The 15332-nt window shown below is 55.5% G+C and carries 14 protein-coding genes and 1 tRNA gene; 9 read left to right on the forward strand and 6 right to left on the reverse strand.

What is annotated here, in order from left to right:
* The first annotated feature begins 2 nt into the window (after positions 1-2).
* The 4 genes from E3E25_RS10625 to E3E25_RS10640 all read left to right on the forward strand — a co-directional run bounded on the left by E3E25_RS10625 (position 3) and on the right by E3E25_RS10640 (position 3886).
* Positions 3-650, forward strand: a complete 648-nt coding sequence (locus E3E25_RS10625) for a TIGR00153 family protein (protein ID WP_167893277.1) — start codon at positions 3-5, stop codon at positions 648-650.
* 13 nt (positions 651-663) lie between these two features.
* Entirely contained in the window at positions 664-1578 is a 915-nt protein-coding gene (locus E3E25_RS10630) for a hydroxyacid dehydrogenase (protein ID WP_167893385.1), read from the forward strand.
* A 149-nt stretch (positions 1579-1727) separates the two neighbouring features.
* Positions 1728-3038 carry an ATP-binding protein gene (locus tag E3E25_RS10635; RefSeq protein WP_167893278.1) on the forward strand — a complete coding sequence of 437 codons (1311 nt, stop codon included), beginning with the start codon at positions 1728-1730 and terminating at the stop codon, positions 3036-3038.
* Positions 3035-3886, forward strand: coding sequence for a fumarate hydratase (locus E3E25_RS10640; protein ID WP_167893279.1), 852 nt, complete (start codon positions 3035-3037; stop codon positions 3884-3886). The genes E3E25_RS10635 and E3E25_RS10640 overlap by 4 nt, the downstream gene beginning before the upstream one ends.
* On the opposite strand, the gene E3E25_RS10645 is transcribed toward E3E25_RS10640, so the two are convergent.
* The 4 genes from E3E25_RS10645 to E3E25_RS10660 all read right to left on the reverse strand — a co-directional run bounded on the left by E3E25_RS10645 (position 3876) and on the right by E3E25_RS10660 (position 8656).
* Positions 3876-6176, reverse strand: a complete 2301-nt coding sequence (locus tag E3E25_RS10645; RefSeq protein WP_167893280.1) for an ArsR family transcriptional regulator — start codon at positions 6174-6176, stop codon at positions 3876-3878. The genes E3E25_RS10640 and E3E25_RS10645 overlap by 11 nt on opposite strands.
* Positions 6177-6267: 91 nt before the next feature.
* Entirely contained in the window at positions 6268-6411 is a 144-nt protein-coding gene (locus tag E3E25_RS10650) for a hypothetical protein (RefSeq protein WP_167893281.1), read from the reverse strand.
* Positions 6408-7037, reverse strand: coding sequence for a hypothetical protein (locus E3E25_RS10655; protein ID WP_240910826.1), 630 nt, complete (start codon positions 7035-7037; stop codon positions 6408-6410). The genes E3E25_RS10650 and E3E25_RS10655 overlap by 4 nt, the downstream gene beginning before the upstream one ends.
* Positions 7034-8656, reverse strand: coding sequence for a cysteine protease (locus tag E3E25_RS10660; protein ID WP_167893282.1), 1623 nt, complete (start codon positions 8654-8656; stop codon positions 7034-7036). The genes E3E25_RS10655 and E3E25_RS10660 overlap by 4 nt, the downstream gene beginning before the upstream one ends.
* Positions 8657-8759: 103 nt before the next feature.
* Between E3E25_RS10660 and E3E25_RS10665 the strand changes: the two genes are divergently transcribed.
* Positions 8760-9278 (forward strand): FumA C-terminus/TtdB family hydratase beta subunit, encoded by a 519-nt coding sequence (locus E3E25_RS10665; protein ID WP_167893283.1) that lies wholly within the window; start codon positions 8760-8762, stop codon positions 9276-9278.
* Here E3E25_RS10665 and E3E25_RS10670 read toward each other — a convergent pair.
* Entirely contained in the window at positions 9250-10533 is a 1284-nt protein-coding gene (locus E3E25_RS10670) for an NADP-dependent malic enzyme (RefSeq protein WP_167893284.1), read from the reverse strand. The genes E3E25_RS10665 and E3E25_RS10670 overlap by 29 nt on opposite strands.
* Before the next feature lie 139 nt (positions 10534-10672).
* On the opposite strand from E3E25_RS10670, the gene E3E25_RS10675 reads away from it, so the two are divergent.
* The 3 genes from E3E25_RS10675 to E3E25_RS10685 all read left to right on the forward strand — a co-directional run bounded on the left by E3E25_RS10675 (position 10673) and on the right by E3E25_RS10685 (position 12741).
* Positions 10673-10750 (forward strand) — tRNA-Ala (locus E3E25_RS10675).
* Positions 10751-10803: 53 nt separating this feature from the next.
* A complete protein-coding gene (locus E3E25_RS10680) occupies positions 10804-11370 on the forward strand; it encodes a ferritin family protein (protein WP_167893285.1) in 567 nt (188 codons plus the stop codon).
* A gap of 108 nt (positions 11371-11478) precedes the next feature.
* The gene (locus E3E25_RS10685; protein WP_167893286.1) at positions 11479-12741 is read left to right on the forward strand and encodes a phosphoadenosine phosphosulfate reductase family protein; all 1263 of its coding nucleotides are present in this window, start codon (positions 11479-11481) and stop codon (positions 12739-12741) included.
* Here the strand turns inward: E3E25_RS10685 and E3E25_RS10690 are convergent.
* Positions 12738-14663, reverse strand: a complete 1926-nt coding sequence (locus E3E25_RS10690; RefSeq protein WP_167893287.1) for a S16 family serine protease — start codon at positions 14661-14663, stop codon at positions 12738-12740. The genes E3E25_RS10685 and E3E25_RS10690 overlap by 4 nt on opposite strands.
* A gap of 111 nt (positions 14664-14774) precedes the next feature.
* Here E3E25_RS10690 and E3E25_RS10695 point away from each other — a divergent pair, with 111 nt between their 5' ends.
* Entirely contained in the window at positions 14775-15332 is a 558-nt protein-coding gene (locus E3E25_RS10695) for a universal stress protein (protein WP_370456685.1), read from the forward strand.

Raw genomic sequence — 15332 nt, forward strand, 5'->3', positions numbered from 1 at the left:
AAATGCCCATATTCGGTGGTAAAGAGAGCAGCGTCTTTGAAGCCATCGAGAGTCACCTTGAGGTCGTTAAAGAGTCTCTGGTCGCTTTCAGGGAGCTTATGAACGCCTATCTCGACGGGGACTTCGAGAGGGCCAGGGCCTTTGAGAGGGAGGTTGACCAGCTTGAGAGCAAGGCCGACACGCTCAGGAGAGGCATAGAGACAATGCTCTACGAGGGCGCATTTCTGCCCGCCAACAGGGGGGACTACGTGAGGCTGAGCGAGCTCATCGACCAGGTGGCTGACGCTGCCGAGAGCGCGGCCCACACTCTGATTCTTGCGAAGCCGAAGGCGCCGATGGAGCTAAAGGGCGAGATTATGGAGCTCGTGGAGTCGGCAATAGAAAGCTACGCCATCCTTGAGGATGCCGTTAATGCCCTCAACTCCGACGTTGACAGGGCGATAGAGTTGGCCAAAGCCGTTGAGGACGCCGAGGAAAAGGCCGACGAGGTTGAGTACGACGTCAAGGGCAAGGTTTTTGAGAGCGAGACAATCACGACCTACGCCAAGCTTATCTGGAACCAGATACTGACGAAGATAGGTGACATAGCAGACCGTGCTGAGGACGCTTCCGACCAGGTTATGCTCATGGCCATAAAAAGAAGGGGATGAGGTGATGGAAATGGTGAAGGTTCTCGTTGCGGCCCCCCTGCACGAGAGGGCGATAGAGATTTTGAAGAACGCCGGTTTTGATGTTATCTTTGAGGAATATCCCGATGAGGCTCGCCTTCTGGAGCTCGTAGGGGATGTTGATGCCATAATCGTTAGGAGCAAGCCCAGAGTGACGAGAAAGGTCATCGAGGTGGCTCCAAAGCTCAAGGTCATCGGAAGGGCCGGTGTCGGGCTGGACAACATAGACCTTGAGGCGGCAAAGGAGAGGGGCATTAAAGTCGTCAACAGTCCCGGTGCCTCAAGCAGAAGCGTCGCCGAGCTTGCCGTTGCTCTCATGTTCAACGTGGCCAGGAAGATAGCCTTCGCCGACAGGAAGATGAGGGAAGGTATCTGGGCCAAGAAGCAGGCTATGGGAATCGAGCTTGAGGGCAAGACCCTCGGAATAGTCGGCTTTGGAAGAATAGGCTACCAGATAGCCAAGATAGCCAAAGCCCTCGGCATGAAAGTCCTGCTCTACGACCCCTACCCGAACGAAAAACGGGCCAAAGAGGTCGGTGGGAAGTTCGTTGACCTCGAGACCCTCCTGAGGGAGAGCGATGTAGTCACTCTCCACGTCCCGTTAGTGGAGCAAACCTACCACCTCATCAACGAGGAGCGCCTTAAGCTCATGAAGCCGACCTCGATACTCATAAACGCGGCTAGGGGGGCTGTGGTTGACACCGGAGCACTCGTTAAGGCCCTCCAGGAGGGTTGGATCGCTGGAGCTGGCCTGGACGTCTTCGAGGAGGAGCCCCTCCCGAAGGATCACCCGCTCACAAAGCTCGACAACGTTGTCCTTACTCCCCACATAGGGGCCTCAACCGTCGAGGCCCAGATGAGGGCTGGAGTCCAGGTCGCGGAGCAGATAGTCGAGGTTCTGAAGGGCTGAGTTCTTTTCTCTTTCTTATGTTCTCGCAAACCTCTACCAGCATACCAGTAAAGTTCGCTGGGAAGTTTACCAGTATGGTGGTACGATTTTGATGAAAAGTTTGCCAGTATGGTGGTAAACTTTATAGGGAGTTTGAACTAGTTACTTCCATGAACGTTGAGGAACTTAAGAGAGTATTGGCCGATCAGTGGGATACCCTGAGCAGGAAGCTTGAGCGGGAGAACATCGTCGGGAGAGAACTGAAGGGGAGGATCGTTGCTAACTTCAGCCCAACGGCTCACATAATAACCGGGCCGAGGCGCTCCGGAAAATCCGTTCTCTCGGCGACCCTTCCCGGCAGGCCCCTCTATGTAAACTTTGAGGATCCTGCGATGGCGGGTTTCGCGATTGGGGACTATAGGAGGCTTATGCAGGCAGGTTACGAGCTTTTTGGTCAGTTTGATTACGTGGTTCTTGACGAGGTTCAGGAAGTCGAGGGCTGGGAGAGGATGGTTTCGGTTCTTAGGGACGACTATCCAACAGTCGTTACCGGGAGCAATGCCCGGCTTCTTTCACGGGAGTTCGCAACGTATCTGACTGGAAGATACCTGAGCTATACACTCCTGCCGTTTTCGTTCAGGGAGTTTTTAACGTACCGGAAAATTGAGCCGGATGTTAAGACAACGAGGGACGAGGCTCTGATAAAGAGGGCCCTAACGGAGTACATCGAGCGCGGTGGCTTCCCAGAGGCTCTGCACTTCGGCAGGGAGTACCTCATAAATCTCTACAACGATATCATCACGAGGGATGTCATAGTCCGCTATGGCGTTAGAAACGTCCGTGAGCTGAAGGAGGTCGCCTTCTACCTCTTCTCGAACTTCGCCGGACGATTTACATACAGCAAGACAAAGAACGCCCTCGGAATCGGCAACATCGAGACGGTGAAGAACTACGTTGAGTACCTTGAGTCCGCCTACCTGATTTTTGAGCTTCCCAAGTTCTCCTTCAAGCCCAAAGAGGTCGTGAGGAGCGATAAGAAGGTCTACGCAGTTGACACGGGAATGCTCAATGCGGTCCTTCCAAAGGTTTCGGAAAACATCGGTAGGCTCATGGAGAATGCAGTCTTTCTTGAACTCCTGCGGTTCAAATATTACAGGAGACCCGGCCTTGAACTCTACCATTATCGGGACACCAGGGGCGAGGTGGACTTTGTTGTTAGGGATAAAGAGGAGACCGAACTCATACAGGTTACGTATGCCTCGGGTGAGGACGAGGTAGCTTCAAGGGAAGTGGAGAACCTTTTCAGGGTTATGAAACTGTTCCGCGTGAAAACTGGGACGCTCGTGACGTGGGACTACTCCGGTGAGATAAGGCGAGACAACCTAACCGTTAAGGCTGTTCCGCTCTGGAGGTGGCTTTTAAATTTTCGCGTCAACCTTTTTAATCCCAAACGCAACTTTCAACAGGTGAATGCCAATTGATTGATGCCGTCGTCGAGGCGATAAGGCTGGCCGTCACGAGGATTCCCGATGATGTCGTTTTGGCCATCAGGGAGGCTTACGAGCGAGAGGAGAGCAAAATAGCGCGCTTCAACCTCAGAAACATTCTCAAGTCCATAGAGATTGGTAAAATCGAGTCCATTCCCGTCTGCCAGGACACGGGCACGGTGACCTTCTTCGTCGAGGCCGGCGTTGAGAGTCCCTGCCTCGGTGGACTCAGAGACCTGCTCACCGAGGCTACGAGGAGGGCAACTCATGAGATTCCCCTCCGGCCAAACGCCGTTAACGTCCTTACCGGAAGGAACTCCGGCGACAACACGGGCAGGGACGTTCCCCTAATCCACTGGGAGCTCGTTCCGGGGGATGCGATAAGGATAGCCGTTCTTCCGAAGGGAGGGGGAAGCGAGAACTGCTCCGCTCTGGCTATGCTGACCCCTGGCGAGGGCTGGGAGGGAGTGAGGCGCTTTGTCGTCGAGCACGTTAAGGCCTGCGGCGGGAAGCCCTGTCCTCCGATTGTCCTGGGGATAGGCGTTGGTGGGAGTGCGGATTATGCGTTGCTCCTGGCCAAAAAGGCCCTGCTGAGAAAAGTGGGGGAGAGGAATCCCGATAGGAGAATAGCGAAGATCGAGGTCGAGCTCCTGGAGGAGGTCAACTCCCTGGGAGTAGGCCCGATGGGCATGGGCGGAGAAACAACCGCTTTGGACGTCAAGATAGAGGCCGCCCACAGGCACCCCGCGAGCTTCCCGGTAGGTCTGGTCGTCCAGTGCTGGGCCAACAGGAGGGCGTTCGTCGAGATAAAGCCCGACGGGAGTGCTGTGGTCAGGGTTTAGAACCTCTGGAAAGCCAGAAATTGACGTCTCTTTCGTCGAAGAGCACTGTGAGCTCTTCAAAGAGTCCTCTGTAGAGGTAGTCGTTGTCCCGGAGCTTTTCCAGGCCCGTTTCCAGGTATTCTCCTCCATCTTCCCCCCTGAGCTCTCTCAGGATTCCAATGAGTAAGTATGCCGTCCATCCCGGGGGGTAGTTCGTGCTCTGTGTTATCTCCGCCATTTTCTTAGCCTGGTTCTCGGCTTTTCCATACTCTCCCAGCCCCATGAGGGACACCGTCAGCCTGAAGAGCGCGTCCAGAGCTCTGCGATAGTTTCTAACCCCCAGGAAGTACTCAGCCGCCTTCTCTGCGTTGCCAGCGGCCTCGTTGAAGTTCCGGAGGTAATACTGGACTATACCCATCTGAAGGTATCCGAGGTTCATCATGAATGGGAGGCTGTATGCCTTAGCCGTCTCAAGGCCCTCCCTGTAGTATGTCAGCGCCCGCTGAAGCTCGCCGAGCTCGACGTAGAGGTAGCCTATGTGGTAGAGGATCAGCGCCTCGAGTTCGGGATACGGCTCCGGGTAGCTCCTCACCGCCTCAAGCTCTTTAAAGGCGCCTTCTAGGGCCTTCTCGCGCTCCCTCTTGAATGTCCGCACCTTCGTGAGCTCGATGTAGTACCCCAGCTCGATGTACGGGTCGTCTCTGTGGCTTCTGAAAATTCCCTCGAGCTCGCTAAGAGTCTCTTCCGCCAATTCGATGTTTCCCATCTCGCAGTGGACGTCGACGAGCATCATTAGGACGTCAAATCTGTGAAAGTCCCCTTCGATGCCCTCCAGGGCCTTATGCCAGAGACCCAGCGCCCTCTCGAAGAATCCTCTGTTGAAGTAGAGCCTCGCCATCTCCTTCTTTGCGTAGGGACTATCCTCCACCTTTCTGAGGAGCCTCATGTATGTCGTCGGAAAGTCCAGTGCAACCCTCCAGAGCCTTCTTATCCTCAGTTCGGTGATATCAGCTATCATCTGCTCGTCTCCCAGCCTGATAGCATACTTAAAGGCCGTTAAGAAATCCCTGGCGGTGTTTTTCTCCAGGAGATATGAGATGTACTCCCTGTAATGGCTCTTCTCATCAACCTCACTGATCTCCCTTATGAACGCCCTGAGGAGGTCATGGAGGTAATAGTTCTCGTCCTTTCTCTCCACGAGTCCCTTGTTCAGGAGGGAGTACAGGACCAGGAATGCGCTTCCGTACGTCATCCTCTTGAGGGCCGGTAACTCCACGGGCTCATCGAACAGTGCCAGAACCTGGAGCACAAGCCTCTCCCTCTCGTCCAGCTTCTCGTATATCTCCCCCAGCAGGTATTCGAAGAGGGAAGTCCTGTCCCCAGCTACTCCCCGGGCCTCCGCGGCGAGGGCGAGGAGCAGGGGATGACCCAGGGTTAAGTGGTGTAACCTTACTGCCTCCTTGGGAGTTATGCCAGGTATTCTGAGATTCAAAAGCCTGTGAGACTCCTCGACTTTCAACCCCCTGAGGTGTATGAACAGAACCCTCTCGTAATCCACCCGTGGTTTTTCCCTTGATATGAGGACGAGCTTTCCCCTCTCGACTCTGGAGGATAGGAACCGCAGGAACGACTCGATTTCACCATCGGTGCACTTGTGGATGTCCTCGAAGACTATGACTGAGCGTGTTTCCTCGATCCCCTCAAGAATCAGTCCCTTCATGGATTTGGGGTCCCGTCCTCCGGCGCGAAGGTATTCGATCAGTTCAGGGAATCCCTTCATGTTCAGGTGGAGTGCCATCCGCCAGGCGATGTACTCAAGGCTCTCGCTTCCATCCATTGAATACCAGAAGGCGTCATCGAAGGCCCTTGCCACGAGGCTGGATTTCCCTATCCCGGCTATCCCGAACACTGCTACGACCGGGGAGCTTCCTTTGAGGAGTTTCAGTTCCTCATCCCTCCCGACGAAGTTCTCCACCTCCGGAGCGCTGGATGCCGGGAGTGGCTGGGGGCGGTGGTAAACGGTCTCCCCCATAACCACCTCGACTCCCCCCGCTGTGAAACGGACGCTGAACTCATCGCACTTGAGGGAGTATAACTTGACGTTTCTGCCCCTCAGCCGAACCCACCTTCCCTCAACGATGCCCATCCTCTCAAGGCCCCTTAATCCCCTGGAGATCTGCGTTTCGTCCTTCTGGAGAAGCCGGGCTATCTCCCTTGTGTTCAGGGAGTCTGTCCTGAGGAGTGAGATTATCTGGAGGTTCGTCTCGCTGAGAATCGATTTCAGCACGGACACGTCGTTCGAAAAGTTCACGCAACCCTCTCCAGAACCGGTGGTTAACCCGTGGCCGGTTTTTAGTTTATTACGCTTTCAAAGTTTTTATAGTTGCCGGAAAATGGGAGGGTCATCCGACCCGCCCCAGGGCATCCTGAATCTCGGTCAGGAGGTACTTCTCCTCCGCCCGGAGAACCTTGACAACTGTTTCCCTGTTCACCCCCGTTTCCCTCGTTATGTAGTCCACCATCTCCCTCTTTATCTCCCTTATCATTCTCCTCCCCTCTTTAGGGGCACGTTGAGGAGAATCAGGCCGACGAGCGAGATGAGCGCCAGGCCCAGGAAGGCGGGGTTTCTTCCGTTCTCTTTATCGGGAAGCTCATATCTGAGCATTCCCCCGTCAATCCCCACGTTCTTTGCCCCATCCGGAAGGACTATCGTTGCGGTCTCGATGAGCCTCCCATCACCCCCTGAAATCGGCTGGACCAGGGTTAGGACCACCGTGTTCCCGTTCTGACTTGAGAGGGTCATGTCGCCGTCTCCGAGGTCAAGCTCCCAGTGGTCACCCCTGTTGATAGCCGCTCCGAGCATGGTGTACGTTGCTTTGACGCCGTTGTTGGAGTCGTCCCATTCGATTTTCATGTCCCTGTACTCGGTGTCGCTTCTCCTGTTCTCGAACTCCCTCCTCAGCATGTATGTGGTCGGGTACGTCTCCTTCATCTGGAGGTAGAGGTTGGGGGTGAGGTGCCATGCCTCCTCCACATGGGCGTTCCCCACGTTGTCCAGCGTAACTTTCATCGTTCCGTCTATCTTATACTCCACTATCTTGACCTCCCCCGCGACGAGGGGCGCCGCAAGGAGGAGCAGTATAACAAGGGTCACGATCGTTTTCATCTTCATCCCCCCAGGTTGAACGTTTCTACGATGTGTTCGCCTATCTGGTTGTACTCGCTGTTTCCGGCAGGGAAATCGTAGATAACGGCGAAGCCAACCCCGTTTGCCGTGAAATACCTCGCAGCGGCGGAGTATTTCCCGTAGTCCGTTCTAAGGCTATACGCTACCGCGTACACGCTCTGACCCATCAAGCTCGCCTCGCCATCCTGGCGATCTGTTATCTCGACCCCTGCATCTACCAGGCTTCCCTCGAAGGCCTGGGCCATGTCTTCAACGCTCGCCCCCCGGGAGTAAAGAACGATAAACTCGAATTCCCCGTCGGGGCTCAAGAGATAGACGTAGCCGCCATAGTCCTCCGGCGCGTCCCAGTTGGCCGGATAGTTGAATGAGAAATAGGCGCCGTGGTAGGAGTCCCACCCACCGTTTCCGACATCATCTCCGCCGTTTCCACCTCCGGGGTTCCCTCCGTTTCCACCGGCGCCCCCGTTGTTTGCCCCGTTTTCACCCGCGTTGCCCGCTCCAGCGTTCAGGCCTATCCCCCACTTTGAGAGGATATCCGCCTCGAGGGATGGCAGCTCCGGCGGGACTATTCCGTTGGAGTGTTCCTCCGCGACGTCTATGATGTCGTGCGGGCCGTTCATTGCCATCTTCCAGCTCTTCTCCATGCCGATCTGGACAGCTTCCTGGAATGAAACCCCCTGGTTTATGGCGGTTGCCTCAACGGGTATTACGGCGCCGCTGGGCAGTTCTATCAGCGGAAAGGCGTGCCCTGGCATGAGGACTATGTACGCCTTGAGTCCCTGTGACATCGCCAGGGAGGCGAACCAGAGGGCCAGGTCAACGCAGGTTCCGCTCTTGTCCCGGATCACGTCCCTCGGAAACATTATGTGCTCTGCAAACTTGCCCGTCCAGTAGCCTTCCCCCTCGGTCTTGTAGGAGAAACCGTTTCTCACGGCGAGCTCCCACATGCCGCTGAGGCTTTTTATCGCCTCATCGTCGCTCAAGCTCGCGCCCGCACCCCCGGCCAGCTTGTTGCCGAGGTCAGCGAATTCTCTGACAACGGGGTCACTTGGCGTTACCCACGCAGCAAGAAGCGGGGCGTTGCTGAAGGTGTCGTAGAAGCTCCCCGTGCTCTCTTCGGGGTTGAGCGAGGAAAAGACGAAGTCATTGGCTCCAAGTATTGAAAGGGGCTTTGTAACGCTCTCCTCTCTTGTTTCACCGTTCACCTCGTAGGTCACGGTTATACGTACGTTTGATGGGGTTGAGGCCGATAAACGGGTGACGTCACTCGAAAGGATGGGGTAGTAGAGGTCGACTATGGTTTCACCCGGCAGGAGGAGGGGGTATCTCCTCTCGGTCTCTGGAGCATAGTTGTCGATCGAATACTTTATCCGGATGTTCTTTATGGTTCCCTTCCCATCGTTCGTCAGAACCGTCTTCGTCGCCCAGAAGTCGAGCTTCGGGTTGCCGTAAACCTTGTAGGCCCCGGACATTACCTGGTCCTTTGAGTATACCTTGTACTCAAGCTTTCCCATGCCGCCCTTCTCGAAGGCCCCGGCGTAGCCGGCTATCGAGACCACGAGAAGAAGGGCCAGCATCGCGGAAGTAACAACTTTGGCTTTCATGGAATCACCTAATTAAAAATCCGCGGGCTCGTACTTATGGGGTCGGTTTGACTCCACCTGCCAAACCCGAAACTGCTTTAAGGACTCCATATCAGGGCCTATTATGAGACTGAGAACTCCCCTGCGCGAGAGGGACGTCCTGAATCTCAGGGCCGGCGAGGTCGTTTACCTCTCCGGGACAGTTTACACCGCCAGGGATTCGGCACACAGAAAAATCCTTGAGCTGGCTGAGAAAGGGCAGCTTCCCCTCAACCTTGAGGGCGCGGTAATCTACCACTGCGGGCCAGTCGTGAGGAAAGGCGGTGGGGGCTATGAGGTAGTCTCTGCAGGCCCGACTACGAGTTCAAGAATGAACCGCTACCTGGAGGGGATTCTCTCCCTCGGCGTCCGCGGGATAATAGGGAAGGGAGGCATGAACCCGGAGCCCTTTAAAGGCCGCGCCGTTTACTTCGCCTTCACCGGTGGAGCCGGCTCCCTCGCGGCGAAGAGCGTAAAGCGCGTCGTTGACGTTCTCTGGCTGGAAGAGCTCGGTATTCCTGAGGCGGTGTGGGTTCTTGAAGTCGAGGACTTCCCGCTGATTGTGGCGATAGACGCTAACGGTAGCTCCCTCTACGGTCGTTGAGAGGCCCTATCTCCCGCTCGTAGAACTCCCTCCAGCGCCTCAGCCTCTCCTCCACCTCTTCCCCGCGCACGCGTATTCTTGCAACGTTTTCACGCATCGCTTCCTCTGCGACCGCTCTAGCAACTTTCGGGTGGACCTCCGGGTGGAAGGGGGACGGGATTATCTCCTCCTCGCTCGGCTCTATTACCGACGCCATCGCCTTTGAAGCCGCTATTATCATGCCGTCGGTTATGGTTCTGGCCCTGACGTCAAGTGCTCCCCTAAAAATCGCAGGAAATCCGAGGAGGTTGTTCACCTGGTTTGGGTAGTCGCTCCTTCCCGTCGCTATTATCCTCGCCCCGGCTTTCTTCGCCTCCTCCGGAAGTATCTCGGGGGTTGGATTTGCCAGCGGAAAGACTATCGCGTCGTCGGCCATGAGCTCTGTCCACTCCGGCTTTATAACGCCGGGTCCGGGCCTCGTGAAGGATATGAGCGCGTCGGCGCCGTTTAGGGCTTCCACTGGACCGCCCTCGATTCCCTCACCGTTCGTTTTGGAGAGCAGTTCTCCCCTGTGGGGAAAGAGTTCCTCAATCGGCAGGTCTGGGGTCAGAACCCTCGGCTTCCCATCGACCAGCTCCACAACCCTGACGTTCTCCGGCCTTACCCCTGCCCTGGTTATTATCTTCAGCGTCGCGAAGCCGGCCGCCCCGGCACCGAAGAGGGCGACGGTTATCCCGTCCAGCCTCTTGCCAACGACCTTGAGGGCGTTTATCAGCCCTGCCAGAACAACCGAAGCCGTCCCCTGCTGGTCGTCGTGGAAGATTGGGATGTCAAGCTCGCTGCGGAGCCTTTCGAGGATGTAGAAGCACTTTGGCGATGCTATGTCCTCAAGGTTTATCCCCCCGAAGGAGGGCGAGATGGCCTTGACGACTTCGATGAATCTCTCGGGGTCCTTCTCGGCCAGAACGAGCGGGAAAGCATCCACCCCACCGAAGGCCTTGAAGAGCAGAGCTTTTCCCTCCATGACGGGGAGTGCCGGCGAAGCTCCGACATCGCCGAGGCCCAGCACCCTCGTGCCATCGCTTACAACAGCGACCGTGTTGCACCTGTTGGTGTACTCGCAGGGGTCTTCTCCGTTTGCTATCGCCATCGATACCTCCGCCACACCGGGGGTGTAGGCGAGGCTGAGGGTTTCCTTCGTGAGGGGAACCTTGGGGATGAGCTCAATCTTTCCGTTTCCAGGGAAGTTGTCTCTGTGGAAGTCCCTCGTGTCCATTCAACCACCGCGGTTATTTGGCATTTATGCGTTAAAAACCCTTCTTTTTCAGTAGAAATTCGGCTAAAACCTGTCCACATATGCCGCCTTTCAGACCAAAAGCTTTTAAACCCCGGTCGGGTTCACTATTACCGGGCATGGGCCGGTAGCTCAGCCTGGTATGAGCGCCGCCCTCGCAAGGCGGAGGCCGCGGGTTCAAATCCCGCCCGGTCCACCATTTCTGCGAAAACGATTTTTAGTTTAAGGTTCAAATTCTCTAAAGGTGGTGGGATGCCGACTCCCATTGAGTCCTTCATGGCCGCTGGGGACACCTTTGAGGAGATAAAGAAGGTTCTGGAAGACGTATCAAAGAGTCCCCTACCAGAGGTCTTAGCCTATCTGGTGAAGAGCGAGGAGTATTCCGTCAGGATATACGCCATCTTGAGGGATACCCTCCCCCACGGCTACGGTAGAATAAAGTTTGGGGACTTTGTGGAGAGGAAGATTAAAAGTGAGGAAAAACTGAGGAGGATCGCCAGAAAGCTCTTTCCTGATCTCAACATTGAAGTCTCTGAGACGGAATGGAGCAGGATTTTTCTTGAGAGGAAGTCTGGAATAAGAACTGTTGGGGATTACCTTGAGGTTCTGAGGACTGCCATGGAGCTTGAGGAGCTTGGGGAGAAGGTTTACTCCTACCTCGCTCAGAGGCTTTCCGGATATGAGGAAAGAAACCTAATGAAGGACCTGGCGGCGGTATCAAGGAAAAACTACGAGGCTTTAAAGGAGGAATTCGAAAAGTTGAGAGGACTTGCCTCAAAGAAGGCCTTCGAAGACTTCTTTGATGAACTTGTGGAGTGAGTCCGAATTCCAGTGCCGTCTCAGGGAGCCGGTTCTCCTCACCGTTCAGGGCAGGGAGTTTTCATCATCGGCGGCAAAGGTTTTAAGCTTCTCCTAAAATCTTTTTTCATGTTCCATCTCATAGTTAGGGCCAGAAAGGACGCCAAGACCATTCAATACATAAACGAACGGAATTATGGTGGTTTTCTGAAGGTTTCAAGCCTCGGTGGTGGCAGAACGCTGGAAGAGGTCGAGGGCCCCCTCCGAGAGCTCCTCGACGGGCCGTACGTGCCCATTCTGCTCCTTGGAGAGGCCGAGGGGAATCTGATGGAGGAAGTACTACCCGTCCTTGAGGAATCCGGCAAGCCCTTCTACGCGAGACTCTTGAGGACAAAGCGCGTGAGGAACATGCGCGTCGATGAGCTGTACTCCAACATCGAGGAGATAAAGGCCCGCTTTCGTCTCGGTATCGAGTGGAAAGAGACCTACGTCTTGAACCCAGAAAACCCCTTCGGGATAGAGATAAACCCCGACTACGACATTTACCTGGCCCTCGGGGAGGGCTTTAGGGAGGCGATGGGAGAACTGGGGGTTGAGCTTGGGGAGAACTCCCTCGTCTTGAGGAAGCTTATGAACCACGAAGTTTACTTTTCTGGGCCTTACAGGGTCGCAGAGGTGAGCAAGAAGCTGGGTTTTCCAACTGAGGTGCTCTGGAGGATTCCTGGTGGTGAAGACGTCTCCCTTGAGTCCCTCGTTGAGGCAAACAGGGACTACCTTGAAGCCTTCGTCGAGGCGAGTAAGGCCTTTCTTGAGAATTTCAGAGGGCATGAGGTAATCGTCCCCTGGAGCGGGGGGAAGGATTCGACCGCGGTTCTGATACTTGCGAAGGAAGTTTTCGGCGATGTTACAGCCATCTACGTCCGCATGGAATACGAAATGCCTGGAACCGACGAGTACGTCGAAAAGCTCTCCCGGAAGCTTGGTGTCAACCTGATTCGTGTTGATGTTCCGATGCCCATTGAGAGGTACGGCATGCCTACCCACAAAAACCGCTGGTGCACAAGGAAGAAAGTGGAGGCCCTCTATTCCGTCGTTTCTGGTTTTGAAAATCCAGTCCTTCTGGTTGGTGACAGGGACGGGGAGAGCACGAGGAGGAGACTTAAGCCCCCCGTCATCGAGAGGACGACCGAGTTTGGGAGGATTGTAGAAGCCATGCCGATAAAGTTCTGGAGTGGATTCATGGTTCAGCTCTTCGTCCTCATGAGGGGTTTTGAGTTGCATCCACTCTATTACGAGGGCTTCTACCGTCTCGGCTGTACCGTCTGCCCAAGTTTGGCCGAGTGGGAGGTGGGGCTTTTAAAAAAGATGAAAGTAAGGGCCCTCCCAGGTTAGAGCTTTTTGCCGATCGCCGCACCCACGAGGAACGAACCGACGGCTATCAGGATTATCGCCGTCTCGGGGATTCTCTCCGGGGAAGTGGGAGTGCTCGTCGAAGTCTCGGCGGGTGAGGGTGTGGGGATGACTATCTGGGGTATGTCCGTTGCGGTGGTGTTCGTTTGAATCGTCGTCTGGCTCGGCTTGCTGAGGAACAGGTTGGCGGTTTCCCTGGCGTACTGGTAGAATATCATGGCCGTCTGGAGGTCCTCCATGCTGCCGTTCTCCTCGGCGCTCTTCTCGTAGCTCTCGGCGAACTCGTAGTATGCTATGGCCAGCACGGGCGTTATGCCCTTGTTCTGGGCCAGCGCAATGGCCACCTTTGCCCCTTCCTTCATTCCCGCCAGCTTATCCTTGAGGACAGTCTGGTTGTCTATTCCCAGCGTATCGAGGAAGACCTGAGCCCTCACGCGCGCCTCCATCGCGGTGAAGAGCGCCGCGGAGTACTTGCCGTCCTCGTAGTACTGCTCCGCCTGCTGGATGCTCTGACTCAGGTCGCCCCCAACGGTGCCGTACATCGATTCTATGTAGGTCACTATGAGGTTGGACTCATCTATATAGTCCCTCGCTGTGGTCTTGACCACGTCTTTGCCTATCACATCGCCGGTCGCGAACCTCTCGCCGAGACTCGCCCAGAAGACCGCTGTCTTTGCCCTCTCGTAGGCGTAGGCGGCTTTACCTATTGCGTCCCAGTAGTCACCGTTGTAGTAGTACTTCCAGGCCTCATCGAGGAGGCCCTTGGCCTGCTCCACCCTCTCCTCGGCGGCGGCTATTGCCTGGAGCATCGTCGTGCCCCGTATCGTGATGTTGGACACCCTCTTCTCAGAGGCGTTTATCTCCGAGCCAGCCGTCCTAAGGATTCTCTGGACGTCCTCCTCCGACTTCACGCCCAGGTACCAGTTCACGTGCCTTATTATTATTCTTGCCTGGAAGTCCTTGCTCATCGTTGTGTAGTACATCCCGTCGTCGAGGCTCTGCTTCGACTGGTTGAGGATGGCTTTTGCCTCGTTTAGGGCCTCTAGGAGGGTCGTGTATGTGGCGTAGTTGACGTCGCTCTTTTTGAGCCTCTCCAGCGTTGACTGATAGTATGCGGTGGTGTTGTCGTAGTCCTTCAGGGCGTCGTCTTTGAGGAAGGAAGTGTCTATCTTTACGTACGCGGGCGCCTCGGGGCGGGGTATCCTGTGCCCTGTGAAGTAATAGACGGCGTCGTATATGTCCCTGATTTCAATGACTGTTAAACCCCAGCGCTCCTTGGCGTAGTCAACGACGTCAACCTTCTTCGTCTGAGTGTTTATTTCCACTATGCCGCCAATCTCCTTTTTCTGGGTCTCCTGAACGTACTGAATGCGCTGTCCCTGGGGGATCAGAAAGAGCTGCGCCCCGACGTCGTGGGCTGCGGAGGCCTTCTCCAAGATTCCCCCGACGGGCCCTATGGTGCCGTCCGGGTTTATCATCCCTGTCATCATTACCTTTGGGTTGACCTTCCACCCCTCAAGGGCCGCGATAATCCCGACGGTCATGGTCCCTCCCGCGGAGGGGCCGCCTATGATTGGTGAGTCCGCCTTGATCTGGATAAAAACATCGTACTTGCTCATATTCACCCCGAGGACTTTGCCCGCTATCTGTGCGGCCAATCTGGCACTCGCCTGCATATCCACTTCAGCTAGAGGCCACGTCTCGACGTAAACGTGACCTGTTCCCGGCGCGACGGTGATTACAAAGTCTGTGGCAACACCTATGAGCTGACCGTCCGCAGTCCTGGAAACTGCCGGTGCCTTCAGCACTACCGTGTGGCCTTCGCTGGGGCATTCAGCGGTGGCAAAGGATGCAAACGGGAGCAGAAGCGTGATTATCAGCAGTGGTACAAGTGCCCTTTTCATTTTCTCACCCCGTTTTTAGCTCGTTGCGCCTTAATAAAGCGTTTGTGGTTCAACCCTCTAAAACCGGGCGACAAAAAGCTTAAATCATCTCTTTATCTTCCTACTCCGGGGATGGCAATGGACATCTTCAATAAGCTCATCGCTAGGAAGTTCAGGAACATCGCCGGTGAGAGGTACGAGGAGATAGCCAAGCGTTACCGGGAATTTCTCTTGCTCCCCGAGGAGTTTGTTCTCCCGGAGATACACTCCATACTCCTCCCGGTGGACAGGTTCTCGGGGGAGATACGGGAGGAACTCTACGAGACACTGAGCGCTTATCCCGGTGCCTCCGTTACTGTCGTGTACATATCCGAGAAAAGAACCCTCTCCCTCATAGAGCAGACCCTCGGCAGGGACGAGGCCGAAAAGCTCAGGAAGGCGAAGATAGAGTTCGCGGAACGGCTCGCCAGGGAGATAGCCTCCCGACTGGAGGAGCATGGGCTTCGGGTTGAGAGGAGGCACTTCATCGGGAACAAAAGCGATGACGTCGTGCGGATGATGGTTGAAGGAAACTTCGATCTCCTCGTCATTTCCAGGAGCTACGGCTCTGAGGTCACGAGAACGTCTCCGATAAGCCCCTTGGTCCTCAAGATAGTCCAGCACGTGGAAAGGCCAACCATAGTGTATTAG

Origin of the sequence: Thermococcus sp. MAR1 (genome assembly GCF_012027305.1) — an archaeon.
Taxonomy (GTDB): domain Archaea; phylum Methanobacteriota_B; class Thermococci; order Thermococcales; family Thermococcaceae; genus Thermococcus.